Origin of the sequence: Mesorhizobium tianshanense (assembly GCF_007830515.1) — a bacterium.
GTDB lineage: Bacteria > Pseudomonadota > Alphaproteobacteria > Rhizobiales > Rhizobiaceae > Mesorhizobium > Mesorhizobium tianshanense.
In genome coordinates this window covers 17,177-43,416 of record NZ_VLKT01000037.1, presented here as the reverse complement: position 1 = coordinate 43,416, position 26,240 = coordinate 17,177, and the positions used below count along the sequence as shown (strand labels likewise).

At 63.6% G+C, this 26,240-nt stretch carries 25 protein-coding genes; 15 read left to right on the top strand and 10 right to left on the bottom strand.

Going from position 1 to position 26,240, the window contains the following annotated elements; genetic code table 11:
- The first annotated feature begins 40 nt into the window (after nucleotides 1-40).
- From IQ26_RS25830 to IQ26_RS25820, 3 genes are read left to right on the top strand one after another with little or no spacing between them, the layout of a single operon-like run.
- On the top strand, nucleotides 41-718 hold the full coding sequence (locus IQ26_RS25830; RefSeq protein ID WP_145721167.1) for an amino acid ABC transporter permease: 678 nt from the start codon (nucleotides 41-43) through the stop codon (nucleotides 716-718).
- A complete protein-coding gene (locus tag IQ26_RS25825) occupies nucleotides 715-1,389 on the top strand; it encodes an amino acid ABC transporter permease (protein ID WP_145721162.1) in 675 nt (224 codons plus the stop codon). Before IQ26_RS25830 ends, IQ26_RS25825 begins: the two co-directional genes overlap by 4 nt.
- Before the next feature lie 26 nt (nucleotides 1,390-1,415).
- Nucleotides 1,416-2,144 (top strand): amino acid ABC transporter ATP-binding protein, encoded by a 729-nt coding sequence (locus IQ26_RS25820; protein ID WP_091599429.1) that lies wholly within the window; start codon nucleotides 1,416-1,418, stop codon nucleotides 2,142-2,144.
- 149 nt (nucleotides 2,145-2,293) lie between these two features.
- Here the strand turns inward: IQ26_RS25820 and IQ26_RS25815 are convergent, their stop codons facing one another.
- A complete protein-coding gene (locus tag IQ26_RS25815) occupies nucleotides 2,294-3,295 on the bottom strand; it encodes an NADP-dependent oxidoreductase (protein WP_145721155.1) in 1,002 nt (333 codons plus the stop codon).
- A gap of 116 nt (nucleotides 3,296-3,411) precedes the next feature.
- Between IQ26_RS25815 and IQ26_RS25810 the strand changes: the two genes are divergently transcribed.
- Nucleotides 3,412-4,014, top strand: coding sequence for a TetR/AcrR family transcriptional regulator (locus IQ26_RS25810; RefSeq protein WP_145721134.1), 603 nt, complete (start codon nucleotides 3,412-3,414; stop codon nucleotides 4,012-4,014).
- Nucleotides 4,011-4,877: an alpha/beta fold hydrolase gene (locus tag IQ26_RS25805; RefSeq protein ID WP_145721129.1), complete on the top strand. Its 867-nt coding sequence runs from the start codon at nucleotides 4,011-4,013 to the stop codon at nucleotides 4,875-4,877. Before IQ26_RS25810 ends, IQ26_RS25805 begins: the two co-directional genes overlap by 4 nt.
- A gap of 123 nt (nucleotides 4,878-5,000) precedes the next feature.
- On the opposite strand, the gene IQ26_RS25800 is transcribed toward IQ26_RS25805, so the two are convergent.
- The 4 genes from IQ26_RS25800 to IQ26_RS25785 form a co-directional block, all read right to left on the bottom strand.
- Nucleotides 5,001-6,059: a Gfo/Idh/MocA family protein gene (locus IQ26_RS25800; protein ID WP_145721127.1), complete on the bottom strand. Its 1,059-nt coding sequence runs from the start codon at nucleotides 6,057-6,059 to the stop codon at nucleotides 5,001-5,003.
- Nucleotides 6,060-6,134: 75 nt separating this feature from the next.
- Nucleotides 6,135-6,920 carry a ThuA domain-containing protein gene (locus IQ26_RS25795; protein ID WP_145721126.1) on the bottom strand — a complete coding sequence of 262 codons (786 nt, stop codon included), beginning with the start codon at nucleotides 6,918-6,920 and terminating at the stop codon, nucleotides 6,135-6,137.
- 179 nt (nucleotides 6,921-7,099) lie between these two features.
- A complete protein-coding gene (locus tag IQ26_RS25790; RefSeq protein ID WP_145721125.1) occupies nucleotides 7,100-8,572 on the bottom strand; it encodes a tlde1 domain-containing protein in 1,473 nt (490 codons plus the stop codon).
- 381 nt (nucleotides 8,573-8,953) lie between these two features.
- Complete coding sequence (locus tag IQ26_RS25785) at nucleotides 8,954-10,393, bottom strand: FAD-binding oxidoreductase (protein ID WP_145721124.1); 1,440 nt, start codon at nucleotides 10,391-10,393, stop codon at nucleotides 8,954-8,956.
- Between the two features lie 524 nt (nucleotides 10,394-10,917).
- On the opposite strand from IQ26_RS25785, the gene IQ26_RS25780 reads away from it, so the two are divergent.
- The 10 genes from IQ26_RS25780 (at nucleotide 10,918) to IQ26_RS25735 (ending at nucleotide 21,227) form a co-directional block, all read left to right on the top strand.
- Nucleotides 10,918-11,280, top strand: a complete 363-nt coding sequence (locus tag IQ26_RS25780; protein ID WP_240547233.1) for a hypothetical protein — start codon at nucleotides 10,918-10,920, stop codon at nucleotides 11,278-11,280.
- A gap of 258 nt (nucleotides 11,281-11,538) precedes the next feature.
- Nucleotides 11,539-11,979, top strand: a complete 441-nt coding sequence (locus IQ26_RS25775) for a DUF411 domain-containing protein (protein ID WP_145721122.1) — start codon at nucleotides 11,539-11,541, stop codon at nucleotides 11,977-11,979.
- Nucleotides 11,980-12,091: 112 nt separating this feature from the next.
- Complete coding sequence (cueR, locus tag IQ26_RS25770) at nucleotides 12,092-12,490, top strand: Cu(I)-responsive transcriptional regulator (protein WP_145721121.1); 399 nt, start codon at nucleotides 12,092-12,094, stop codon at nucleotides 12,488-12,490.
- Complete coding sequence (locus IQ26_RS25765; RefSeq protein ID WP_240547232.1) at nucleotides 12,487-13,041, top strand: cytochrome c; 555 nt, start codon at nucleotides 12,487-12,489, stop codon at nucleotides 13,039-13,041. The genes cueR and IQ26_RS25765 overlap by 4 nt, the downstream gene beginning before the upstream one ends.
- A gap of 119 nt (nucleotides 13,042-13,160) precedes the next feature.
- On the top strand, nucleotides 13,161-13,838 hold the full coding sequence (locus IQ26_RS25760) for a phytochelatin synthase family protein (RefSeq protein ID WP_145721246.1): 678 nt from the start codon (nucleotides 13,161-13,163) through the stop codon (nucleotides 13,836-13,838).
- Between the two features lie 146 nt (nucleotides 13,839-13,984).
- A complete protein-coding gene (locus IQ26_RS25755) occupies nucleotides 13,985-14,968 on the top strand; it encodes a helix-turn-helix domain-containing protein (RefSeq protein ID WP_240547231.1) in 984 nt (327 codons plus the stop codon).
- A gap of 46 nt (nucleotides 14,969-15,014) precedes the next feature.
- Nucleotides 15,015-17,201 (top strand): TonB-dependent siderophore receptor, encoded by a 2,187-nt coding sequence (locus IQ26_RS25750; protein WP_240547230.1) that lies wholly within the window; start codon nucleotides 15,015-15,017, stop codon nucleotides 17,199-17,201.
- A gap of 22 nt (nucleotides 17,202-17,223) precedes the next feature.
- The gene (locus IQ26_RS25745) at nucleotides 17,224-18,141 is read left to right on the top strand and encodes an iron-siderophore ABC transporter substrate-binding protein (protein WP_240547229.1); all 918 of its coding nucleotides are present in this window, start codon (nucleotides 17,224-17,226) and stop codon (nucleotides 18,139-18,141) included.
- Nucleotides 18,134-20,134, top strand: coding sequence for a Fe(3+)-hydroxamate ABC transporter permease FhuB (gene fhuB, locus IQ26_RS25740; RefSeq protein ID WP_145721120.1), 2,001 nt, complete (start codon nucleotides 18,134-18,136; stop codon nucleotides 20,132-20,134). Before IQ26_RS25745 ends, fhuB begins: the two co-directional genes overlap by 8 nt.
- Nucleotides 20,127-21,227, top strand: coding sequence for a siderophore-interacting protein (locus IQ26_RS25735; protein ID WP_145721118.1), 1,101 nt, complete (start codon nucleotides 20,127-20,129; stop codon nucleotides 21,225-21,227). Before fhuB ends, IQ26_RS25735 begins: the two co-directional genes overlap by 8 nt.
- A gap of 17 nt (nucleotides 21,228-21,244) precedes the next feature.
- On the opposite strand, the gene doeB is transcribed toward IQ26_RS25735, so the two are convergent.
- From doeB to eutA, 5 genes are read right to left on the bottom strand one after another with little or no spacing between them, the layout of a single operon-like run.
- Entirely contained in the window at nucleotides 21,245-22,246 is a 1,002-nt protein-coding gene (gene doeB, locus IQ26_RS25730; RefSeq protein ID WP_145721116.1) for a N(2)-acetyl-L-2,4-diaminobutanoate deacetylase DoeB, read from the bottom strand.
- 5 nt (nucleotides 22,247-22,251) lie between these two features.
- On the bottom strand, nucleotides 22,252-23,430 hold the full coding sequence (gene doeA, locus IQ26_RS25725) for an ectoine hydrolase DoeA (RefSeq protein WP_145721114.1): 1,179 nt from the start codon (nucleotides 23,428-23,430) through the stop codon (nucleotides 22,252-22,254).
- A 38-nt stretch (nucleotides 23,431-23,468) separates the two neighbouring features.
- A complete protein-coding gene (gene eutC, locus IQ26_RS25720) occupies nucleotides 23,469-24,461 on the bottom strand; it encodes an ectoine utilization protein EutC (protein WP_145721113.1) in 993 nt (330 codons plus the stop codon).
- Complete coding sequence (eutB, locus tag IQ26_RS25715; protein WP_145721111.1) at nucleotides 24,458-25,450, bottom strand: hydroxyectoine utilization dehydratase EutB; 993 nt, start codon at nucleotides 25,448-25,450, stop codon at nucleotides 24,458-24,460. The genes eutC and eutB overlap by 4 nt, the downstream gene beginning before the upstream one ends.
- Before the next feature lie 21 nt (nucleotides 25,451-25,471).
- Complete coding sequence (eutA, locus tag IQ26_RS25710) at nucleotides 25,472-26,239, bottom strand: ectoine utilization protein EutA (RefSeq protein WP_145721109.1); 768 nt, start codon at nucleotides 26,237-26,239, stop codon at nucleotides 25,472-25,474.
- Nucleotide 26,240: the final 1 nt, after the last annotated feature.

Genomic DNA, 26,240 nt, shown 5'->3' with positions numbered 1-26,240 from the left:
CTGTTCGGAAACCGTTTCGCTCGGGGGAATCCGCCCAACGATGCTCGAAAATTTCAGCTTCCGCACCATCGTCGAATATCTGCCGCTGTTCGGGCAGGGCCTCGTCACCACCGTGTGGTTGTCCCTTCTCTCCTTTGCCGGGGCGCTCGCCGTCGGCATCGTGCTCAGCGCCATGAACCTGCAGCGTGGCTGGCTGTTTCGCGTCCCGGCCAAGGCCTATATCGACGCGGTACGCGCCACGCCCTTGCTGGCGCAGCTCTACTTCCTCTATTTCGGCCTGCCCCGGCTCGGTATCATTCTGCCTGAGCTCGTCGTCGGCATTCTCGCTCTGTCGCTGAACAGCGGCGCCTATGTCGCCGAGATCATCCGCGCCGGCATCCTGTCGATCCCGCGCGGCCAGGTCGAGGCCGGCGTCGCTTCAGGGATGACCTATGTCCAGCGCATGCGCCTCGTCATCCTGCCGCAGGCGTTCAAGGTGACCATCCCGCCGCTGCTCGGACAGGCGATCGTGTTGGTCAAGGATTCTGCATTGCTGTCGCTGATCGCGGTCGCCGAGCTGACGCGCGCCGGACAATTGCTCGCCTCCGACCGCTTCATGCCGGCGGAAGGTTTTGTCACCATCGCCGCCTTCTACCTCCTGCTCTACTACGGGCTGAAGGGACTGGCGGCGCTGTCCGGGCGCTGGCTTGGACTGCAGCCGGCAAGGAGCAGCATATGATCTGGCAGCAACTGCAAAGCCTCGCCGGCAGCTACCCCCTCGCCTTGCGCGGCCTCGGCATGACCGTGATGCTGTCGCTGATCAGCCTGGTGCTGGGCACGCTGATCGGCTTTGGCCTCGGCATATTGAGAACCGGCGGCAACCGGCTGATTAGCGGCCTCATCGGCGCTTGGGTCGACCTGATCCGCGGCACGCCGTTCCTGGTGCAGATCTTCCTGATCTTCTTCATCCTGCCGGAGCTGGGCATCGAGCTCGACGCCTTTACCGCCGGCATCATCGCGCTGACCAATCTGGCCGCCTGCTTCATCTGCGAGATCGTCGTCGCCGGCATCCGCTCAGTGCCGACCGGCCAGGTCGAGGCGGCGCTGGCGTCCGGCCTGTCGCGCTGGCATCGGATGCGCCAGGTGGTGCTGCCGCAGGCGATGCGCATCGTGCTGCCGCCGCTGGTCGGACAATATGTGCTGCTGATCAAGGATTCCTCAGTCGTCTCGGCCATCGGGCTCACCGACCTCACCCGGGTCGGCTGGCTGGTGGTGCAACGCGTGCCGAACGGCCTGCTGGTCTTCTTCCTCGTCGGCCTCGGCTATTTCATCGTCTGCTATCCGCTGATCATGCTGGCCCGCCGGCTGGAGCAGCGCATGGGCGCGGCCCATGGCGAGGTGCAGTTGTGACGAACCCCAGCAAAGGCCGCACCGGCATGATCGAGTTTCGCGGCGTCAACAAATGGTTCGGCGCGCTCAATGTTCTGAAGGACATCACGCTCAGCGTCGAGCCGCGCGAGGTGGTCGTCGTCTGCGGTCCGAGCGGCTCGGGCAAGAGCACGTTGATCCGCTGCATCAACGGTCTGGAGACGATCCGCGACGGCGACCTGGTGGTCGATGGCCAGCGCCTCGGCGATCCCGCCACCAACATGACGCGGCTACGCACCGAGATCGGCTTCGTCTTCCAGTCGTTCAACCTCTACCCGCACAAGACCGCGCTCGAGAACGTGACGCTGGCGCCGATCCATGTCCGCAAGATCCCGCGCGCCGAAGCCGAGAAGGCCGGTCGCGAGCTGCTGGCCAAGGTCGGCCTTGCCGACAAGGTCAACGCCTATCCCGCGCAACTCTCCGGCGGCCAGCAGCAGCGCGTGGCGATCGCCCGCTGCCTCGGCATGCGCCCCAAGATCATGCTGTTCGACGAGCCGACCTCGGCGCTCGACCCCGAGATGATCTCGGAAGTCCTCGACGTCATGGTTGCGGTCGCCGAGGAAGGCATGACGATGATGGTGGTGACCCACGAGATGGGCTTTGCCCGCAAGGTCGCCCAGCGCGTGGTATTCATGGATGCCGGCGCCATCGTCGAGAGCGGCACGCCCGACGAGTTCTTCTCGCATCCCAAGACCGACCGCAGCCGCGCTTTCCTGAGCAAGATCCTGCGGCATTAGAGTTCTAACTCAACTCAGTTGGCTGCGCCGATGGCCGAGATGGGTGGATAGTGTCGAAAAGTCCGCAACTATGCCCATTGGGACGCTTGGGTAGAACATCATTTGGCGAATGCCGGAAGCGAAGGTCGTCGGCCTGAAGCATTGCAAAGCTATCTGACCTTGATGACAACCTTGCCCTTGGCGCGGCCTCGCTCAATGTAGGCCAGGGCCTCATTGGTCAGCTCAAGCGGAAAGACGCGATCTATGACCGGGCGGATAACGCCCGACTCGATGAGAGACGTGATCTTGGTCAACTGCGCCCCATTGGCTGCCATGAACAGGAACGAATATCGGACATCTGCGCGTTTGGCCCGCCTCCTGACGCCGGCGCTCAAAAGGCGCATGACCAGTCTCAGCACCATGCTCAGACCCTTCTCCCTGGCAAACTCGGGATCGGGCGGACCGGAGATCGAAACGGCGACGCCACCTGGCTTCAACACGCGCAGGGACTTTTCGAGCGTCTTGTTGTCCTGGCTGTTCAGAACGACGTCGTAGCCCGAAAGGACTTTCTCGAAGTCATCCTTCTTGTAGTCGATGATGACATCGGCGCCTAGTTTCCTGACCATGTCCATGTTCGAGGCGCTTGTTGTCGTGGCGACCGTCGCGCCGAGGTGCTTTGCCAACTGAATGGCGAATGTCCCCACTCCGCCTGAGCCGGCCTGAATGAAGACCTTCTGTCCTTTCTTCAGGTTCGCCCTTTCGACCAGCGCCTGCCAAGCGGTCAGTCCCACCAGGGGAATGGACGCAGCCTCTTCCATGCTGAGGTTCTTCGGTTTCAGGGCCAGGTCCGCATCATTAATGGCGATGTATTCAGCGAAAGTTCCGACCCGACCGTCGCTCGTTCGCGCATAGACCTCGTCGCCCGGTTTGAACTGTCGGACTTTCGAGCCGACGCGAATGACCGTTCCGGCCACGTCATGGCCTGCAACGAAGGGCGGGCGATAGGGCAGGATGAGCTTGAATTCTCCGTCCCTGATCTTGGAGTCCAGCAGATTGAGGCTGGCGGCATGGATCTGCACCAGCACGTCATTGTCCCGTACTTCCGGCTCCGGAACCTCTCCAAGCCGGAGGGGAGCGTTCTTTGCGTATCGATCGACGATAAAGGCTTTCATTGCAGCTTTCCAAATTGAGGAGACCCAGAGCGCCATCTCCGATGCATCGCCCTATTGCATTACGATCACTTAATGATAATATGACCGTAATGCAATAGATGATCGAAGGAGAAACCATGCGCTATGAGAAAGGTAGGAAGGACGCATCGCGGCAGCGGATCATGGATGTGGCGGCCGAACGGTTTCGCTCCGACGGCATCGCTGCATCTGGTCTCGCCGGCATCATGAGCGAGGCGGGACTGACCAACGGAGCTTTCTATCCCCACTTTCCGTCCAAGGCGGCGCTCGTGCGCGAGAGCGTGGCGGCCGCCCTGGAAGTTCAGGCGGACCAAATTCAGGAGCTATTGGCCGCCGGCGGCGCGTCAATGGCCATCGACGCGTATCTGTCGGCGGAACACCGAGACAATCCGGGCAAAGGTTGTGCTTCAGCCGCGCTGTTGCCCGAAATTGCGCGTGAGCCGGCCGAGACGCGCCAAGTCTACGCCGAACACCTGCTAAAGCTCGTACGCCAGGTGGCGGCCGAACTTACGCCCGACGCCCGCGACCCCGAGGCTGTCGCGTTCGGCGTCTTTGCGACCCTGATCGGCACGCTTGAGCTGTCCCGCGCGGTGAAGGGTACCAAACTATCCGATCGCATTCTTGAGGCTGGCGCGGTGGCGGCGAAGGCGCAGCTCCAGCCCCGCGAGAGCGACAAGCCCGCAGAAAGGAAACCATCATGAACGTGCATCAACTATCGCGACCTGCCGCGATCATCAAACACAGGGACGTGCCGACGAAAACGGTCGACGTCGGCGGTACGAAATTCGCCTACCGGGAGCTCGGGCCCACAACGGGGTTACCGGTGATCTTTCTCACCCATCTGAGTGCGGTTCTCGACAATTGGGATCCCCGGGTCGTCGATGGCATTGCCGCAAAACGGCGTGTTATCACCTTCGATAACCGTGGTGTTGGTGCATCAGGCGGCTCCACTCCCAACACGGTGGAGGCGATGGCCCGCGACGCGATCGCCTTCATCCGGGCTCTCGGTTTCGAGCAGGTCGATCTGCTTGGCCTATCTCTTGGCGGCTTCATCGCCCAGGCGATTGTTCAGCTGGAGCCTAATCTGGTTCGCAAGATCATTCTCGCGGGAACCGGTCCAGCCGGGGGTACCGGCATCGACAGGGTGACGTTCGTCACCTTCTTCGACATGATCCGCGCCGCGCTGACCATCAAGGACCCGAAGAACTACCTCTTCTTCACCCAGAGCCCCAACGGCAAGAAGGCGGCGCGCGAATTTCTGCAGCGATTGAGGGAACGGACCGATGATCGCGACAAGCCCATCACGCTCGGCGCCTTCAACCAGCAGCTCAAGGCGGTCCGTGCCTTTGGCCTGGAGCGCCCTGCCGACCTATCGCGTATCCGGCACCCGGTCCTCGTGGTGAATGGCGATCACGACAGAATGGTGCCCACCAGCAATTCCGTCGACATGGCACGGCGCTTGCCCAATGCCGAGCTGGTTCTGTACGAGGACGGCGGGCATACGGCCATTTTCCAGTATCACGGTGCCTTTGTGGAAAAGGCCCTGGACTTCCTCGAGCCCTAGCGGTGGCGCGGCCCGCTTGGTCCGATCCATCGGGTGACGATTAGCTGCCGTCTACAAATGCTAGAAGCTGACCGCAGGAACATTCGGCGCGTGGCCATGGCTGGCTCCTTTCAGCGAACGACATCACTGCGTGTCGGCATGGGCCCTCAGCTCCGCCCTCTTCTCGTCCGAGACGACGGCAAGATCCAGCACCTTCTGCAGTTCGGCGGCATGGTGGAATGACGGCTCGGGCTGAACGCCGTTTCGCACCGCATCGACAAAGCGCTGGTAGTTGGTCGGTACCGATCCGGCATCGAGGACCTGCCATTTGGCGTTCTCGATGTTCTCGCCCATGCACACGTTCAGCTCCGAGCCGTTCAGATTGTGCACCACTTCGATGCCGCCCTTGTCGCCATAGATGCGCAGCCGCAATTCGTTGAGGTGGCCGGTTGCCCAGCGGCTGGCATGGACGACGCCGAAGGCGCCATTGCTGAAATCCAGCGCCATGGTGAAACTGTCATTGGCGTCGAGCTCGTACTCGCCGATCCGGTTGTTGGGCGCCTTGTCGAAGGACCTGAGGCGGCAGAACACATGGTCGATGTCGAGCGCCGCGCCATAGCTGGCGAAATCGAGGATGTGGATGCCGACGTCGCCCAGCACGCCATTGGAGCCGTGGCCGCGCGACAGGCGCCAGAGCCATTTCGGGTCGGTGCGCCAATCGCCCCAGAATTTGGAGACCAGCCAGCTCTGCAGATAGGACGCTTCGACATGCCGGATCTGGCCGATCTCGCCAGCAAGCACCATGGCGCGCGCCTTCTGCAGCGCAGCCACGTTGCGGTAGGTCAGGTTGACCATGTTGATGATGCCGGCCCGTTCGGCGGCATCAGCCATCTCGCTGGCCCTCCGGTAATTTTCGGCCAGCGGTTTTTCGCACAGCACCGGCTTGCCCGCCGCGATCAGCATCATGGTGGTCGGATGGTGGATGCGATCTGGCGTCACGTTCGCGACCGCGTCGAATTTGTCCCATGCGAGCGCGTCTTGCAGCGACGTGAACCGGTTGGGAATACCGTAGCTGTCCGAAAACTTGTCGACACGTGCGCGGTCGACATCGACGGCGCCGATCAATTCGACGCCCGCGATCTTGCTGAACTGCCTGGCGTGCTCCTCCGCCATCCAGCCGGTGCCGAGTATCAGGAGACGCATGATTCTTATCCTTAGGATGTGGCTTTATCTTCTTGTTTGACCGTGGATTTTCCGAACCAAGGTTCGGCATCATGGTCAGCGATAGCCGGCTTCGCCCTCGGCATGAAGTTTTCCGCCGCGCTCGACGATCGGCTCGAGCGCCTTTTCCACCGGCACGTTCGGCGCGTCGAGGATGGCTGGATTTGACCCGAGCGGGTTGTGAGCCCATTTCACCGCATTGCGCAGCACCTTCTGCACGTTGCTGTCGTGATAGGTCGGATAGGTCTCGTGGCCGGGCCTGAAATAGAAGATGTTGCCCGCACCCCGGCGATAAGTCAGCCCCGACCGGAACACTTCGCCGCCCTGGAACCAGGAGATGAAAACCGTTTCCAGCGGCTCCGGCACGGCGAACTGCTCGCCATACATCTCCTCGTTTTCGAGCTCGAAATACTCGCCGATCCCGGCAACGATCGGATGGCTGGGGCTGGTCACCCAGAGCCGCTCGCGCTCGCCCGCCTCACGCCATTTCAGCGTGCACGGCGTGCCCATCAGCCTCTTGAAGATTTTCGAGAAATGGCCGGAATGGAGGACGATCAGCCCCATGCCTTCGAAGACGCGACGCGCCACGCGCTCGACGACTTCGTCGGCGACGGCGCCATGGTCCTTGTGTCCCCACCATAGCAGCACATCGGTTTCGGCCAGACGGCTCGCTGGCAGACCATGCTCCGGCTGCTCCAGCGTCGCGGTCGAGGCGGAGATCGCCTTGTCGGAATTCAGCGCCTTGGCGATCGTCGCATGCATGCCCTCGGGGTAAATGCCAGCGACCACCTCATTGGTCCGCTCATGGATATTCTCGCCCCAGACGACAGCGCGTATTGTCATGACATCCTCTTGGTGAACCGGAGCCGACCCGCCCCGGCCAGTCATAGTCTGCCCGGCCGGGAATGAAAACGGTTTCGGTGGCGGCTGCTGACAATCGGGGGGCTGTGGCGGCTTTCATTCTCGCCGCTGCGGGTCTACGCGCCGAGCTCCTTCGACGCGATCCGCGTCGGCGGCTGGTTTTAGCCGCGCACGACGAGGCGCTTGATCTTGCCCTTCTTGTAGGCGGCTAGGAAGCGCGCATAGTCCTTGAAGGCCACGCAGCCATGGGATTCCGCACGGCCGCCGCGCAGCAGGTAGCTGTGGGCGAGCAGGCCGTCGCGGCCATATTTGTTGTTGCCGCTGGTGGGGGTGAGACGTATCGCCTCGACGCCGTAGAAGCGCGATTCGCGCAGCTTCAAGTCATAGGTGCCGGGCGGTGTCGGGCCGACATTCTTGCGGTTGGCGTAGCGCGGCTGATCGGCCATCGAGCCAATTCCCGAATGCGCCTCGAGTCGCGAACCGTCCGGCATATAGACGGTTTTCGCCGAGATATCGTAGACGGCGACGCCGCTGCCCATGCCGGGCTTGGTGAACAGGTTGCGGAAGGCCCCGCCGCCAGCCGGGCTGTCGGGTTTGGCATAGGCCAGCATGTCTGCGGCCTTGGCCTTGGACCGCTTGGCCGGTTTGCCTTGCATGCCCGGGCTGCCCTGGTTGGCTTGCATACTTGGCATGGCCGCCGATGACGAACTCCTCGGTGACTGGGCTGGCGCCCGGGGCGTGTCGACCCGCGGAGCGTCGGCGGTCTGCACCTTGTTGGCTTTGGATGGCTGAGACTGGGACTTGGCGGGCTTCGACGCCTGAACTTTGGGCGCTTTGGCCTTGGGTGCCTCGACCTCGGGCGCCTCGTCTGACTGAGCGGTGTCCGCCTGCGGGCGCCAGGTCGGTAAGGGAATGCTGTCAGGCATCTCGTCTTGTGGCGGAAGCGAGGCCATCTGAACCTCAGCTTCTTGCGGCTCCTGTGGAGCGGAAGGCTCGCTTGCCGTAACAGCCGCCGGCAGCACGTCGATCATCTCTTCCGGCGACACGTTCGCAAGCGCCAACGCCAGACGGGAGGATCGTTCGATCTCCGCGACCTCCGGCCCGAAGCGCACGGAGGCCGGGCCGTTCTGGTCGGGCAGGCGCACCGGCTCCGCAAAGCGCGCGGCCGCCGGCAGGCTGGCAAGCGTAAGGGGCGTCGCGGTGGCATGGGCAAAGGCAGCAGCAAGTTTTTCGGGCGACAGCGCGGCTTTCGCCACCACGTCGTCGAAGCGGGCGTCATGCGAGGTGAAAGGCGCAATACCGTTCGGCTGCGCTAACGGCTTGAGGCGCGCCATCTTGTCTTCATGCACGGAGCTTGCGGCGGCGCAGCCGGCATCGCATCGATTGAGCAGCGACGCCTGACGCTGCCGGTTTGCCAGTGACGGCGCCCGTGAACTGGCCCATGAATCGGCAGAGGTGCGCCGGGGATCGGCGAGCGCGATGCTGCGCGGCGCGAGCAGGTTTTGCGGAAGGCTGTTGGACGCGGCATTGAGCGAGGTCCCTACCGAATAAAGGCCGGCCATGGTCGCCACCGACCACAAAGCGATCGCAACGCCAACAACGGGAACCGCGACCCAGCGCAGGCCGGGCCTCATCGAAGTCAATCCAGATTCAGGATCGTCACCCCGGTTTTTCAAACGCACAAACGCCATACAACCAACCTCAATCGGCCTTGCGGCATGCGGGGCTCGCTGCCGTCACGATCACAGTCGCCTAGTGCCCCCTGCACGCTTCGCGTCTGTTGCCGATTGATTCAAAAGATGGACAAACTTGGTTAACCAATCCCTCTACCGATCGCCGATTGGCGAAAGGTGCTGAACTTTGCTGCCCGTTTTCGCCAGCCGAGTCAAGAAATTCGAAAACTCTAACGATACTGGGAAGGCTCCCGTCGGTCGGCAAGGATCGTGCGAGAGGCAACGCCTGACCGGCCCGCGTCCTCCGGTCGGAGGCGCGGGCCTTGTCATTGCGTGCGTGCCCTATGCGGCGCGCAGGTTTTCCGCCGGACGCAAGTTCTGGTTCATGCGGAACAGGTTCAGCGGGTCGTATCGCTGCTTGATTTCCAGAAGCCGCCGATAGTTGCCGCCATAGGCTTCTTCGACCCGGTCGACTTCATCCTCGGGCATGAAGTTCACATAGGCCGTGCCGGCGGCATAGGGCTTGGCCGCCTCGTAAACACCGCGCGCCCAGTCGATGCAGGCGCGGTCCATTTCCGGCTCACGCCAGCGGGCGTGAACATTCATGACGTAATGCGCGCTGCGCTGCGGAAACGCCGTCGCATCGGCTGTCACGCGGCCCGCGGCACCGCCGACATGGCCGAAGAATACTTCGCATTCGGGGCCGGGAAGCCTGGATATCGCCGCGGTTACGACCTCTACCGCGCTGTCGGAAAGCGCGGTGAAGTCGTGGCTCTTCCAGTAGTTGCGGGCGCCGGGCGCAAGCAACGGATCGAAAGCCTGCTGCCAGCCGGTGAACGGATTTGGACCGACGACATCGGCGATCGGCGTTCCGATGGCGCGAAGCCTTTGCGTCGCCTTTTCCCCCTCCCGGAGATCGCCGCAATAGCACATGGCCAGAACCAGTACCTCCTTGCCATGCCATTCGGCCGGCAGGAATGGCAGCGGCGGTGCCTGCCGCATGACCACCCAGCAGGTCAGCTCGTCGGAGGCCACCTCGAGCGCTGCCCGATACTCCCGCAACACGTTTTCGGCATCGGCGAAGGGATGAACGACAAGCCCCGACAGCACTTGCGGGCCGACACGGTGGAGCTTGAACTCGAAAGCCGTGACGATGCCGAAATTGCCGCCGCCACCGCGCAGTGCCCAGAACAGGTCTGGATTCTCCGTCTGGCTGGCGCGCAGCAGCTTGCCGTCGGCGGTAACCACATCCATGCAAAGAAGATTGTCGATGGTCAGGCCGAATTTCCGCGTGATCCAGCCGAAGCCGCCGCCCAGCGTCAGGCCCGATATACCTGTGGTCGAGTTGATACCGGTCGGCACCGCCAGTTCGAAGGCCTGGGTTTCCGCGTCTACATCGGCGAGCGTCGCGCCAGGTTCCACCCATGCCCGCCGCGTCGCCGGATCAACCCGCACCGACTTCATCGGCGACAGATCGATCATCAGCCCGCCGTCGCAGACGGCACTGCCGGCAATGTTGTGGCCGCCGCCGCGAACCGCCACGAGAAGCCTGTTTTCCCTGGCAAAATTGACGGCAGCGATAACGTCGGCGGCGCCGGCGCAGCGCACGATCAGCCCGGGCCGGCGGTCGATCATGGCATTCCAGATGCTGCGTGCATCGTCATAGGCGGCGTCGCCTTCCGTCAGCACAGTGCCGCGCAATTGCGCCGAAAGCGCCTCCAGGGCCGCGGCATCGACTGTCGTCTTGCCGCGTTCAAGCGTGGTGAGGCTCATGCTGTTCATGGCTTTCCTCCCGATTGCCTTGAGCTGTTTTCCCTCCACCCTTTTCGAACTGTGCTCTCATATTAGAGGTCACGCAAGTTCATAGTCGCTCGCTGGCCGGCATTGCGGCACGCGTCGGCGGAACTACGCAGCGGTTCGCAGAGTTAGGCATTTGACCGACCAATGGGAGAGCTCCGATGGCCCGCGCGGAAAACCCGACATGGCGCGGCTGCGCGCGGCCCTTTCTGGGAATGTACCTAATTCCGTGAAAATTCCTGCAGCGACAGAAAAGGCCCCGCGGGGAGGAAACGCGGGGCCTGGTCCGAAGCCGAAGCGAACGGCTTTCTGAGTCGCTGGAGTAGAACGACTGTGCTTCCAACCGCCGCCGGCGGATGTTGTTCCATGGAAACCGGAAAAAGGCCGCGCCCATTTGCGGTGTGCGCCAGCATTCCGTCCGCACCATCGCCTCATCGGGACTTGCAAAAGCCGCTTTTTGCAGTCAGCCTGAGTGGATGGCATGCTGGTCGTCAAAGCAATTCCTTGTCATGCTGCTCGCGGTTTTCTTGACCGCGGGGTTCGGCCTTGCCGGCGCACAGGCGAGCGTCATGTCGGCCAAGATGACGACGACGTCGGACAACGCCATGGCCATGCACCCCGACGCGGACATGACCATGTCCCCCGACCAGGCTGGCGACTGCAAGGCATGCCCCGAGAGCGCGGACGACGACGACAACCGGATGCAATGTTCGACGACCTGTATCGCGCCGGTGCTCGCGGTGCTGCCGCAAGACCTCGCCGTGACGACGGCGCCGCGGGTGGAGCAGCCGTCGGCGCTACCGACCCCGCTCCTTCACGGGCGAAGCTCCCTGCCCGACCCATCCCCTCCAAAATCCAGCGATCTGATCTGACGCCGTTTCAGCCGTCCTGCGGCTGATTGCCGGCGCTCGATCGCCCACCGCGCTCACTGCGGCGTGGGCGGGCGCGGACAGCAGGGTCAATCGATGTCGAGATGCTCGCCGTCGATCGAGATCGCAAAGGACATAAGGGTGAATTCCGATCTCAGCCATTTGATTTCACGCCGCAGGTTTCCCGTTGCGGCGATGGCCGCCACATGACCTTGTTCCGCGCGACGTAAAGCTTTTTTCATTCAACCAAGGAGAACTGCAATGAAACCGACCTACGCCTTCGCCGCTTTCGCCCTCGCAATTGCAACGCCGACGCCTGCACTCGCCGCGACCATCAACGCCATCATGTACAAGAACCCGGAGTGCAGCTGTTGCGAGGCTTATGCAGCCTATCTCGAACAGAACGGCTTCAAGGTCGACATCAAGCCGGTCGACAATCTATCCCAGATCAGCAGCGACGCCGGCGTGCCTGCCGACCTCGAAGGCTGTCACACGCTGATGTTCGACGGCTACGTCGTCGACGGCCATGTGCCGGTCGATATCGTCAGGAAGCTGCTGACCGAACGACCCGCCATAACAGGCATCACGCTGGCCGGCATGCCGGCCGGCACGCCAGGCATGGGCGGCGAGAAAGCCGAGACCTGGACGATCTACGCCTTCACCAAGGACGGCAAGGCGCCCACCGTCTATGCGACGGAGTAAAGGGGCAAAGCGCTATCCCGGACGGCTGCGGCGGGGCATCCAAATTGCCGCGCCGGGTTGACCTTCCAGCCACAGGAAGGTTTACTTTCCGGCTGACCAGGAGGTTTCCATCATGAACATCGGCATCGCTTCCGAAAAATCCGGCCTGCCGTCCAAGACGATACGCTACTACGAGGACATCGGCCTTGTGCGCCCGGCCCGGACGGACAATGGCTATCGCGACTACTCGGTAGCCGACATCCACCGCTTGCGGTTTCTGCAGCGCTCGCGCAGCCTGGGATTTTCAGTCGACGAGTGCCGCCAGTTGCTGTCGCTTTACCACGACAGGAACCGCGAGAGCGCCGACGTCAAGGCCATTGCCGAAGCCAAACTGGTGGAGATCGACAGGAAGATCGCCGAACTGGCCGGATTGCGCCATCTGCTGCATCATTTGGTCGAGCACTGCCATGGCGACGAGCGGCCGGACTGTCCGATCATCGACGAACTGGCGGGAGAAGGCATGGTCCAGTGAAATGGGCCGCCGCAGCGATGCTCTCGCTTGCCTTCGTTTCCGTCGCGGTCGCCGCAACGCACGCCGGCCGCGATGCAACCGTCAAGGCGCGCCAGGCGTCGATGAAGGAGATGGCTGCGGCGGCCAAGACAATCGCCGGGATGTTCGACGGCAAGCAGGCCTATGACGCCGCTGCCTTCAAGGCGGCGGTCGAGACCATTCGCGCCCGTGCCGGCCCTGCCCTGGTTGCGGAATTTCCCAGCGCGACATTGGGTGCGCCTTCGGGCGCCAAGTTGGAAATCGATCAGGCTCGTCCGGAATTCGAGGCGCTGGCCCGTCACATCGCGACGCTGGCCACCACGCTGGCCGCCAAGGCCGAGCGGGCGCCGCCCGGCATTACCGACGACATGAGGATGGGTCCCGGCCTAGCGATGGGCGGCGGCAGCCTGCTTGGCAAGCGGCCGGCTGCCGCGGAAGCCGATCCAGCCAAACTTCCCGCCGAGCACCTCCTGCATCTTATCCTGCAGGATTGCTCGGATTGTCATTCGAAGTTCCGGCAGAAGGCCCTGTGAAGGCCGACCGATCCACGAGATCTGTCGCACCGGATGGCTGACTGGCGGGGCGCGGCGCTGATTGACGTTGCGGTGCCTTTTCTTCATTGTCCCGTTGCTGCCTGCCCCGAGGTCCAGCAATGAGGCGCAGTCTCGCTTTCGGTGTGATTGTCAGCAGTGTGATTGCCGTCGTCGGCCTGCTGGGCGGCGCCGCGCTTTTGATTGCTGGCCAGTCCAGAGTTTCGCGAGACGCAATACAGTCGTCGGTTACCCGCACCCCTGAATTGATTGACAGCGCCTGGAAGCTGCCTGTGGCAGCCACGTTCAATGCCGAGCTTACATGGCAATCAAACGGGTCGCGCTGCGGCCCGGCAAGCATTGCAAACGCATTCCGCTCAATCGGCGAGGAGGAGACAACCGAAGCCGAAGTCCTCGATGGAACCGGAAAGTGTTGGACCGGCTTTTGCATCGTCGGGCTTACGCTGGACGAAGTGGCCGAGGTCGCTCGAACCAATACCAAGCGGAAAGTCTCGGTGCTTCGCAATCTCAGCGCCGACACGTTTCGCGAGCACATGAAGCGCGCCAATGACCCCGGCCGCCGTTACATCGTCAACTTTACCCGTGAGAAGATTTTCGGCGCAGGCGTTGGCCATTTTTCCCCGATCGGAGGATATTTGGAGGCCGAGGACATGGTCTTCGTCCTCGATGTGAACGAGGACTACAAACCCTGGCTGATCGAGCGTGAGCGCCTGTTCTCAGCCATGGACACAATCGATAGCGATGGCGACAAAAAGCGCGGCTTGCTGCTGATCGAGTAATACTCGCAAGCTGTTTGTGAGAGCGCCAACGAGCGCGGTGCCCTCGGCTCGGGTGCTGCATTCCTGTTGATCCCACAAAAACTTGATAATTTCTATCATGAAATATATCAAGGCGAATGGATAATGCCATTACAGGGAAACGGGAAGTGGCTTTCGCCCCACGCATGGAAAGTCGCATTCAGGGTTTTTCCGTCATTGGCGGCCTCAAAGGGCATGTCTGGGACGGCGTTGTCGCCGACCTCTGGGACGTTGCGTGCGGGGAGCGAGCGGAAGGCTATTATGTCTCTCCCGACCCCCGGCTCTTCGTCGCGCTGGATGTGGACGGCGAAGGCGCCTTTTTCGTCGAAGGAGCGCGGGGCGATTTGCGCCGTCATGACCGGGCATTTTCCATGGCTTACATACCGGCCGGAGTGCCCATCAGAGGCAGGGTCGAGGGCCTGCGCCGCATCAAGCATCTCGATCTGCATTTCGACGAGGCAGCGCTGACGCGTCGCTTCGGCGGCAGCCTGGACAGCGACGCCTTGCATGTGTCGCGCTTTCAGTTTCGCGACGACCGGATCGCCACGCTTGCCGGCCTGATCGCGGCCGAATGCGACAGCGGCCAGCCGATGCACGATCTCTATGGCGAGGGCTTGCTGAACGCATTGTTCGCCGGACTTTTCGAAATCGGCCAACCGGGCGGACAGCGGCGCCGCACGCCGCTGTCTCGTCGGAAGCTGCGCCTGGTCACCGACTACATCGACGCGCATTGCCTGGGCAAGATCCGTCTCGCCAATCTTGCTGCGCTCATCGGCCTGTCGGAAACCGCCACAAGCCACGCATTCAAGGCGGCTACCGGTATACCGCCGCACCGTTGGCAGATGCAGGCACGGGTTCGGAAAATCCAGACCATGATGGTACATGAACCGGTCTCGCTCGGTGATATCGCCGAAGCGACCGGCTTTTTCGATCAGGCTCACCTGACGCGAGTGTTCAAGTCCATCGTCGGATTGACGCCTGGCGCATGGATGAAGAGCGCCGGCAATGGGCGCGACGCGCTTATTTCCGCAACATCAAGTCGCAATGTCCGCCTTTTGGGACAAAAACCGACAAACCACTCAAATCCATCCAATGACCCACATATAAGCTGAGGTAAACAGTCAGGTATATGCGTTTCGAGAACCTGGGGTTTGCCTTATGAACAGAATCTGCCGGATGAAGCTGCTTTTGGCAGGCGCCGCCATTGCCATGATCCCGCCCATCACCGCCTTCGCACAAGATGTGCAAAACAGCACCCAGCTCGAACCTGTGGTGGTCGAGGGCGAGGCCGGCGACAGCGCGACCGGGCCGGTCGACGGCGTCGTCGCCAAGGAGACAAAGACCGGCTCCAAAACCGCGACCAAACTGACCGAAATCCCGCAATCCGTCTCGGTTATCGGCCGGCAGGAAATCGACGATCAGGGCGCCCAGAAGATCGACGAGTCGCTGCGATACACGGCTGGCGTCTTCACTCAGCCCTTCGGCCCCGACAGCGACACCAACTGGATGTTCATCCGCGGCTTCCAGGCGACCGCCACCGGCGTCTACATGGATGGACTGCAACTCTTCAGCTACGGCTACGGCGGCTTCTATGTCGATTCCTTCGGGCTCGAGCGCATCGAAGTGCTGAAGGGCCCAGCCTCCGTGCTTTATGGCGGCAGCAATCCGGGCGGCATCGTCAACTATGTCAGCAAGCGCCCCGACGGCAGGCAGCGTTATGTCGAGACCGGCGTCAACGACGCCGGCAACGTCTATCTCGGCTTCGACATTGGCGACGTGGCTAGCGACGGCGTGGTCAGCTACCGCGTCAACGGCCGCGTCGCCGGCGGCGATACCTATAGCGACCTCCAGGATGGCTGGCGCGGCTTCATCTCGCCAAGCATCACCTGGCAGCCCGACGAGCAGACCAGGCTGACCGTGCTGGCCAACTACAGCCACATCGACGAGAACCACAATGGCGGCAGTTTCCTGCCCTACGAAGGTACCGTCGTCGACAGAATTGTCGGCGGTGTGAACTACGGACGCATCGACCGCGACGCCAATTTCACGGAACCGGATATCGATCTCTACAAGCGCGAACAGGGTTCGATCGGCTACGAGTTCGAGCACACGTTCGACAATGACTGGACCGTTCGTTCCAACGCCCGCTTCGCGGCCGCCGATGTTAAAGAGGTCCTGGTCTACCCGAACGGCTGGTCGTCCACCGGAGGGCCCACCGATCTGGCCCGTATTAATTTCGACCATGACACACAGGCGATGACCTTCCTCCTGGACAATCAGATCGAGGGCAAGGTCGAGACCGGTCCGGTCGAACATACGATCCTCGTCGGCGTGGACTTCAAATATTACAACATCGACCATGTGCAGTCGTCGGGCCTCTACGATCCCCTCAATGACAATCCCATCGATGCCTTCGACCCCATCTATGGCTCGACGTTGACGCCTCGCGTCAGCTATCTCAACCAGGATCTGACGCAAAAACAGCTCGGCTTCTACGCCCAGGACCAGCTCCGCTTCGCAGATGGCTGGCTGGTGACGCTGAACGGCCGCTATGACCGCGCCTGGCTCGAAGCCGACAACCGCCCGACTTACTACAGCGCGGCCTCCAGCACCGAGAGCAGGACCGGCGGCGATTTCTCTGGCCGCGCTGGCCTCGCTTATGAGTTCGGCAACGGCATCACTCCCTATGCCAGCGTCGCCACCTTCTTCAATCCGATCATCGGAACCGACGCGAACGGCGATCTGTTCAAGCCGGAAGCGGGCGTCCAGTACGAGGTTGGCATCAAATATGAGCCAACCTTCATCAACGGCCTGTTCACCCTGTCGCTCTTCGAGCTCACACGCCAGAACGTGGCCATGGCAAGCGATACCGATCCTAATGCCCAGATCCAGGCCGACGAGATTCGCTCGCGCGGCGTGGAGCTGGAAGGCAAGGTGAACGTCACCGAGGATCTCAGGCTGACCGCGGCGCTGACCGCCTACGATATCGACTTCACCAAGAACGACGACCCTGCCCTCATCGGCAAGACGCCTTACATCGTGCCTGAAATCATGGCCTCGGCGTCCTTCGACTACACCTTGCGTGGCAGCTGGTATGACGGCATCTCGGTCGGCGCCGGCCTGCGCTATATCGGCTCCTCATGGGCCGACAACGAGAACACGGCAAAGGTGCCGGCCGTTACGCTGGCCGACCTGAAGGTCGGCTACGAAAAGGAGAAATGGGGCGTCGACCTGAACATCACAAATCTCTTCGACAAGACCTATGTGGCAAGCTGCCAGACGCTCGCGACCTGCTCTTACGGGGAGAGCCGGTCGTTCAAGTTGAAGGCTCATATGACTTGGTAGTTTTGTGCCAAAGACCTCGGCGATGAACAGTCTGTCCCGGGCGATGAACAATCTGCCACGGGCAACGAACCATCCGCCCAACAGGAGGCAGGTGCTTGCGCTGGCGGCCACGGCCATGCTGCCGATCGCCGCCAGAGCAGCTTCGCTGCGCGTAGCCGCGATCGACTGGGGTATGCTGGAAACCTTGCTGGCGCTCGGCATCGAGCCGGTCGCGGCGACCGAACTGATCCAGTTCCGCAAGCTGGCGGTGGAGCCCGAGGTGCCTCGATCGGTGACCGATCTCGGGCTGCGCGGCACGCCCAACTACGAACTGCTGCGCATCGTCGCGCCAGACCTTGTCGCCATCTCCAGCTTCTACGAATACCAGCGCCCGATGCTTGAGCGCATAGCGCCGGTCTTTGCGCAAACGGTCTACGAACCTGGCACGCCGCCATATCCGCTCGCCGAAGCGGCGACGCTGGCGCTTGGCGAAAAGCTCGGGCGACAGGCCGAGGCGAAGCGCTACGTCGATGAGACAGCCGTCGAAACCACGCGGTTGCGCGCCATCCTGCCAGCGGCCGCCGGGCGGCCGGTCTTCGTCATCAGCCTTGGCGATTCACGCCATTTCCGCGCCTTTGGCCGGGATTCCATGTTTGGCGACGTACTGCTGCGTCTCGGCTTGGAGAACGCTTGGGCCGACGTGACGCGCTACAGTGCCGCCGCGCCGGTCGGGCTGGAGGCGCTGGCGCGTGTACCCGACGCCTCGATCCTTGTCGTTTCGCCGCTTCCAGCCGATGTCGGCCGTTCGCTGCCCGAAAATGCGCTGTGGAACGCACTGCCGGCCGTCCGCGAGGGCCGTGTCGCTCTGCTGGAGCCGATCAATCATTTCGGCTGCCTGCCCTCGGCACGCCGCTTCGCACGCCTGGTCTCGGCGGCACTTGCCGGTCAGACCCATGGCTGACCGCGCCATGACTCAGCGCGCCACGACCGGCCATGCACTCTCACCCATCGCACTGTGGGGCCTCCTCGGGGCGGTGGCAGCACTCCTGTTTGCATGGCGCGTCAGCATGCAGTCGCCGACCGCACCGACGAGCGACGGCGCCGGTCTCGATCGCGTCATCCTGCTCTACAGCACGCTGCCTCGCGCGGCGGTGGCGGTGCTGGCCGGCGCGGTTCTCGGCCTGTCCGGCCTTTTGCTGCAGCGCGTGCTGCGCAACCCGCTGGCCGAACCGTCGACGCTCGGCATTTCGGCGGGCGCGCAATTGGCGATGACGGCGGCTTCCGTCTATGCGCCGTTTCTGATGGAACGGTCGCAAGGGCCGGTCGCCTTTGCCGGCGGCATTGCTGCCGTGCTGCTGGTGCTGTCGCTGACCTGGCGGCGTGGGCTAGAGCCCGTCTCCGTCGTGCTTGCCGGAATGATGGTGGCGCTGACCGCCAGCTCCATCAGCGCCGCCCTGATCCTCGCCAACGGCGACTATTTGTTCTCGCTGTTCATCTGGGGCGGCGGATCGCTGGTCCAGCAGGACTGGGGACCGGCCATTGCCCTGTCGACCAGGCTGGCTGTCGGTGCCGGCGCTGCCCTTTTGCTGCTCAGGCCGCTGACGATCCTTGGTCTTGACGACGCCTCTGCACGCAGTCTCGGCATCGCCCGCCACACCAGCCGCTTTCTCATCATTGCGCTCGCCGTTTGGATGGCGACCACCGTGGTCGCCGAGGTCGGCGTCATCGGTTTTGTCGGCCTTGCAGCGCCGGCCCTCGCCACGCTTTCGGGCGCGCGAACGCTGCGGCAAAAGCTGCTGGCCGCGCCCCTGATCGGCGCCATCCTGTTGTGGCTGACCGATGGCCTGGTCCAACTGGCTGCCGGCGCCGGCGGCGAACGCATTCCAACCGGCGCGGGCACCGCACTCCTGGGCGGCCCGGTTCTGCTCTGGCTGCTGCGGCGGCTGCGCCTGCTCGAATGGCCGAACTTGAGCACATCAGGCACGTCGCCGCGCAAGTCTGGCCGGTCTATCATCCTGCTGTTGTTCCTGATGACGCTTCTCGCGGCGGTGGTGGCGCTCGTTGTCGGGCGCGGTCCGGCAGGCTGGTCGATCGCCGGCGGCGACATTCTGGCCGATCTTGTCGCCTGGCGCGCGCCGCGCATCGGCGTGGCGGCAGCCGCCGGCGCCATGCTTGCGGCGGCGGGCCTGGTGATCCAGCGCATCACCGGCAATCCATTGGCAAGCCCCGAGGTGCTGGGTGTCGGCACCGGCGCCGGCGCCGGCCTGACCGCGGTGTTGGCGCTCAGCGCGACGGCGGGGCCCGGCTTGCAACTCGTTGGCTCCATTCTCGGCTCGCTGGCGGTGCTGATCGCCATGCTGATAATCGCCGCACGGGCGAAATTCGGCTCCGAGCGGTTGCTGCTTGCCGGCATCGCCATGAGCGCGCTGTGCAGCGCCGTGATCACCGCGGCAATCGCCATGGGGAACACGCAGTCCTATGTCCTGCTGCGCTGGCTCAGCGGCTCGACCAGCCAGGCGACCGGCTTCGATGCCTGGCTCACCTTGGCGTGTCTGATACTGCTGACGTTGCCGCTGTTTCTCGCCGCCCGCTGGCTCGATATCCTGCCGCTCGGCGAGGATACCGCACGCGGGCTCGGCCTGCCGGTCGCGGGCGGACGGCTGACGCTGATCGTTCTCGCCGCAATCCTGACCGCGCTTGCCGCGATGTTCGTCGGGCCACTGAGCTTCGTCGGTCTCATCGCGCCGCACCTTGCGCGGCTGATCGGCTTTACCCGCGCCCGCCCTCACCTCGCCGGCGCGGTGCTGACCGGCGCGCTGCTGATGATCGTGTCGGACTGGCTGTCGCGCATGGTGGCCTTTCCATACGAGTTGCCGGTCGGCCTGATCGCCTCGCTGCTTGGCGGACCTTATCTCGTTCATCTGCTTGCAAAAGGAATGCCGCGCCATGGTTGACATGCCGAGGAATCTCAAGGCATCCGCCGAGATCGCACTGTCTTGTCCGCAAGACGTCATGGCGCGGCTTTGCGCGCATTTTGCCGATCATGGCGATGTCGCCGTCGACGGCGCCTGCAGCCGCATCGACACGGCTTTCGGTTCGGCCAGCATGCAAGCCTGTCAACGTTGCCTGAAGGTCTTTGCCGAAGGCAGAGACGAGACATCCCTGGCCTATGTAAAGCTCTCCATCGCCGAGCACCTGCTGCATTTCGCAGCGGCGGAGAGGCCCGCCATCGTCTGGCAGGGCGACGGCGCGGCGGGCCAGAAGCTGCCCTATTTCCGCGAAATGCGCGTTGTGCGGAGCGCCAGCGTGACACCGCATATGCGACGGCTGACGCTTGCCGGAAACGACCTTGGGCGCTTCGCGACGGGCGGGTTCCACGTCCGCCTGCTGCTTCCCCGGGATGATGCCGTACCGGCTTGGCCGGTTACCGGCGAGGACGGCCGTCCGGCATGGCCCGAAGCGGAACGGCGGCCGGACGTGCGCGTCTACACGATCCGCCGCATCGACGTCGAAAAGGGCGAGGTCGATATCGACTTCGTCTTGCATGACGGCGACGGCATGCCCGGCGCACGCTTCGCGGCCAACGCCCGGATCGGCGACATCGTCGGGATGACCGGGCCGGGCGGCGGCGACGTTCCCTCGGCCGGCTGGTGCCTGCTCGCCGGCGACGAGACCGCCCTGCCCGCAATCGGCCGCATAGTGGAGGCGCTGCCGGCAGGCGTGCACGCGGTCGTCCGCATCGAAGTCGCCGATGCCGACGAGGAGCAGAAGCTGGTTTCGCAGGCTACGCTGGACATAAAATGGCTGCACAGGAATGGCGTGGCGCCAGGCAAATCCGCTTTGCTCCAGAACGCGGTCCGGGACGTGCCTTGGCCCGAAGACGGGCGCAGCGTCTTCGCTTGGGTCGGCTGCGAGCACAGAAGCTTCCGCGCCATCCGGTCCTATCTCAGGCAGGACCGGAAGCTGGAGCGAAACGCGCACCTCGTCGTCGCCTATTGGCGTTGCGGCTTCGAGGGCGATACAGCGCGGCAGAACGACCAAAGCTGAGTTGGTTGGCTCCGCCTTCAGTCGACGAGCACGGCGACCACGGCGGTGCAGTCGCCCGCCTTGACCAGTCCGGGGAAATGCCGCGCGGCCAATAGGCCCGACATTCTCGCCCTGATTTCCTGAGGTGCGGTACCGGTGCGACCGATGGAGTGGATGCGCGCCAGGACCTGGCCCTCTTCGACAGGCTCGCCGAGATCGATCATCGTTTCGATCATCCCGTCGTCCTCGGCGAACGAGAAGCAATCGCCCGACGGCATGTCCAGCCAGCGGGTCGGCTGCATCTCGACCGCACCGGTGACGATGCCGGCATGGCGCAGCACATTGAGCACGCCGCGACGGGCGATCCGCACCGTCTCCGCGCGGGACGTCCCACCTCCTCCTAACTCGGTGGTGATGAACAGCTTGCCCATTTCCTCGGCGGCAGTGTCGAACATGCCGACGGCATCGATTTCCAGCATCTTCATCGACCAGGGTGCCGAGAACGCCTCGACCGCGGCGAAGCCCTTCGCCTCCAGCGCCTTGTCGGGCCGGATATGGGCGGCACAGAACGGCACGAAGTCGAGCGTCCTGCCGCCGGAATGGAAGTCGAGCGCGATATCGGTGCGCGGCAGCAGTTCGCGCTGGAAGTAATCCGCAATCTTCTCGGTCACCGTGCCGTCGGGCCGGCCGGGAAAGCTGCGGTTGAGATTGCCCTTGTCGATCGGCGAGGTGCGGGTGCCGGCACGGAACGCCGGATAATTCATTGCCGGCACGATGATGACCGTGCCGCTGACTTGCCTCGGATCGAGCGTGCGGGCGAGATCATAGAGCGCCAGCGGCCCCTCATACTCGTCGCCATGATTGCCGCCGGTGAGCAATGCGCTCGGCCCGTTGCCGTTGCGGATCACGCAAATCGGGATCATCACCGATCCCCAGGCCGAATCGTCGCGGCTGTAAGGCAATCGCAGGAAACCGTGCTGCACGCCGTCGCGGTCGAAGTCGACGGTCGGCGTGATCGGCGATGGGCGAAGGCTGGACATCGGGCTCAATTCTTCACTACCAGCTTGCGCGGCACATTGGCCAGGCACTCGACCCCTGTCTCGGTGATCAGGATGGACTCGGTGATTTCGAGCCCCATCGTCTCCAGCCATAGGCCGGTCATGAAATGGAAGGTCATGCCGGGCTTCAGCTCTGTGCGATCGCCGGGGCGCAGGCTCATCGTTCGTTCGCCCCAGTCCGGTGGATAGGAAAGCCCGATCGGATAGCCGGTGCGGTTATCCTTGACGATGCCGTATTTCTTGAGCACCGCGAAGAAGGCATTGGCGATGTCTTCGCACGTATTGCCGGGTTTCGCCGCGGCAAGCCCGGCCTCCATGCCTTCCAAGGTCGCCTTCTCTGCATCGAGGAATTCCTGCGTGGGTTTACCAAGGAACACAGTCCGGGAAAGAGGGCAATGGTAGCGGTTGTAACAGCCGGCGATCTCGAAGAAGGTGCCCTCGCCCGACTTCATCGGTCGGTCGTCCCAGGTCAGATGCGGCGCCGACGCGTCAGCGCCCGACGGCAGCAGCGGCACGATCGCCGGATAGTCGCCGCCGATGCCGTCGACGCCGCGCGTGCCGGCGTCATAGATCTCGGCGACCAGATCGCATTTGCGCATGCCGACTTCGATCTTGTCGACGATGCGCTGGTGCATCGCTTCGACGATGCGGGCGGCCTTGCGCATATAGTCGATCTCGGTCGGGCTCTTCACCGCGCGCTGCCAGTTGACCAGTGCCGTGGCGTCGACGAAGCGGGCGTTCGGCAAATGTTTCTGCAGCGACGCGAAGGCAGCGGCGGAGAACCAGTAATTGTCCATCTCGACGCCGATGCTGAGCTTGCCCCAGCCGCGATCGCTGAGCACGCTGGCGAGGTAGTCCATCGGGTGGCGCTCAGTCGACTGCACATAATGGTCGGCATAGCCAACGATGTTGTTGTGCCCGAGATAGGCAGTGCGCTTGGCGCCGTTGGCGTCCTGGCCGCGCCCGTACCACATCGGTTCGCCCGACGGCGGCACGATGACGGCCTGGTGCACGTAGAATGACCAGCCGTCATAGCCGGTCAGCCAGGCCATGTTGGACGGGTCGCTGACAACAAGCAGATCGACGCCCTTGGCCTCCATGGCCCTCCGTGTCTTGGCGAGCCGGTCCGCATATTCGCCGCGCGTGAATTTGAGATTGGGCTGCATTGTTCTTGGTCCTCGTTTGTTGGGCCTTGCGGCCAGCATCAGCTTTCGAAAATCGTACCGGTGTTGGCCGCCCGGGCGCGGTCGCGGGCGAGCGTGGCAATCGCCGTGTCCTGCACGCCGGTGCCGGTGAGGTCGGCGATGGTGATGTCGCTGTCCGAACGGCGGCCGTGTCTTTCGCCGGCGATGATCTGGCCGAGCTCGGTTACTTCGGCATCGGCTGCCATCACGCCCGCCGCGATGGCATGATGCAGTTCGCCCAGCAGCCGCGTCTGTTTCGCGCTGTCGGCGACGTAGAGATCAGCCATACGCAGGATCGCTGGCGCGATTTCGTTCTTGTGCTCGGCGTCGGCACCCATCGCGGTGATGTGCTGGCCGGCGGAGACGAAGCCGGCCTTGATCAGCGGTTCGGTCGACGGCGTCGTGGTGACGATGATGTCGGCGCCGGCCGCCGCCTTTGCCGCATCGGGCTCGGCGCGCACGACGATGCCCAGTCTTTCGCGCAATGCATTCGCCGCGGCTTCGGCCTTGGCGGCATCCCTGGCCCAGATGCGGGCCTCGCTGATCGGCCGCACCAGCATAAGCGCCTCGAGCTGCAGCCCGGCCTGGACGCCGGCGCCGAAGATCGCGGCGACCGAGGCGTCCGGTCGCGAAAGATGTTTCGCCGCGACCGCTCCGGCCGCCGCCGTGCGGATGTCGGTCAAATAACCGTTGTCGAGCAGCAGCGCCTCGACCAGCCCGGTTTTTGAAGACAGCAGCACCATCATGCCGTTGACGCTGGGCAGGCCGAGCTTCGGATTGTCGAAGAAGCCGGGACTGATCTTGATCGCGAAACCGTCGATCCCAGGCACATAGGCGGTCTTGACGTCGACCTCGCCGCGATGCTCGGGGATATCGAGCCTCAGGATCGGCGGCATCGCCACCGGCAAGGTGGCAAGCGCGCGGAACGCATTCTCGACGCACGCGACGGCGTCGAGATCGAGCTTCACGATCGCGCGCAATTCGGCTTCGGTGAGTATCGTCATCCGGCTCATGCGGCGCTCTCCTCAATTGCTTCGCCGCAAACGACTTTCCTGTGCAGCGTCATGTCGATGTTGCGGCCCGACAGAATGAGCACCGTGGGGCCGCTCGCCCTGGCCTTGCCGGCAAGCACGGCGGCGATGGCTACCGCGCCGGCGCCTTCGACGATCTCGCGCTCCTGTTCGTAGGCATGGCGGATGCCGGCGGCGATCTCGTCCTCGCTGAGCAGGATCACGTCGTCGAGCAGGTCGCGGCACATCGAGAAGGTCAGCCGGTTGTCGAGGCCGATGCCGCCGCCGAGTGAATCCGCCAGTGTCGGCAGTTCCTCGACCAAAACGGGATGTCCGGCATCGAGACTCGCCTTCATCGCAGCACCCCGCTCCATCGAAACGCCGATGACCTTGGTGCCGGGGCTGGCGCCCTTTACGGCAGCAGCCACACCCGACGCCAGTCCGCCGCCTGACAGCGGCACCAGCACCAGGGCGGCATCCGCGACCTGCTCGATGATCTCCAGCCCGAGCGTTCCTTGCCCGGCGATGATATCAGGATGGTCGAAGGGCGGCAGCATCACCAGCCGGTCTTCCGCGACCAGCCGTTCGACCTCCTGCTGCGCATCGTCCTGGCTGTTGCCGACGATGCGGATCTCGGCGCCCAGCCGTCGGATCTCGTCGAGCTTGTTTTGCGGCACCAGTCGCGACATGCAGATCGTCGCGCGCATGCCTTCGAGCTTCGCCGCATGGGCAAGCGCCCGGCCGTGATTGCCGGTCGAGGCGGCAACCACGCCACGCGCCTTCTCCTCAGGGCTTAGCGACGCGATGGCGTTCGAGGCACCACGCAGCTTGAAGCTGCCGGTGGTCTGACGATGTTCGAGCTTGAGATAAACGGGCGCACCCAAGTACCCGGAAAGACTCGGCGAAAGGACGGTCGGCGTGCGCTCGATCTTGGCGGCGATGCGCTCGCGGGCTGCACGGATATCGGCGATGGTGATGTCGTTCGCGGTCATGATCTTTGCTCTGCGATCAATTCAAGGCAGCGTCATCAGACGGCCGAATTCGGCGCGCGGCTCGTCGTCGCCGCAAAGCCGCAGGCAGTTCCAGGCCGTCGCCTGGTTGCTCGTGACGACCGGACGGCCGATCGCCTCTTCCATACCGACCACCGCAAGCGCGGCCCGCAGCGCCGTGCAGGAGACGAACAGCGCGTCCGCTTGCGCATCGGTCGCCTCGCGCGCCAGATCAACGAGCGACGCCGGCGCAATCCGTGCCATCTCGCGGTCGTCCTCAAAGCCGAGACAGGTGAAGCTGGCGATCTCGAAACCGTGCGCCGCGAAATAGGCCGCCATCGGCCGGCTGGTCTCGACCGTGTAGGGGGTGAGGATACTGATCGTCCTGGCGCCCAGCGCCTTCAAGCCGCGCACTCCTGCCATCGGCGGCGTGACCACGGGCACGCCGGGCTTGGCTGCCTGCACCGCCGCCTCGACCTCGGCATCGCCGATGACCACGGAGGCCGAGGTGCAGGAATAGCAGATCGCATCGAGCGGCTCGTCGGGCAGGATGAGCGCCGCGCCCGCCGTCAGCGACGGCTGCATCTTGCGCAAATTCTCCGGCGTCGTCGGATTGGCGTAGGGGATTCGCGCGACATAGACGCCGGTCCGGTCGCTTGCCACCATGCGGCGAAAATCCGGTTCGGTCGTATGGTCGGTGGCAAGGATGATCAGGCCGATACGCTTGTCCAAGGGACGCGCGTCGAGCGCCGGCCGTGTCGGCGCCAGTCTGATTTCGGGCAAGTGTTTCATG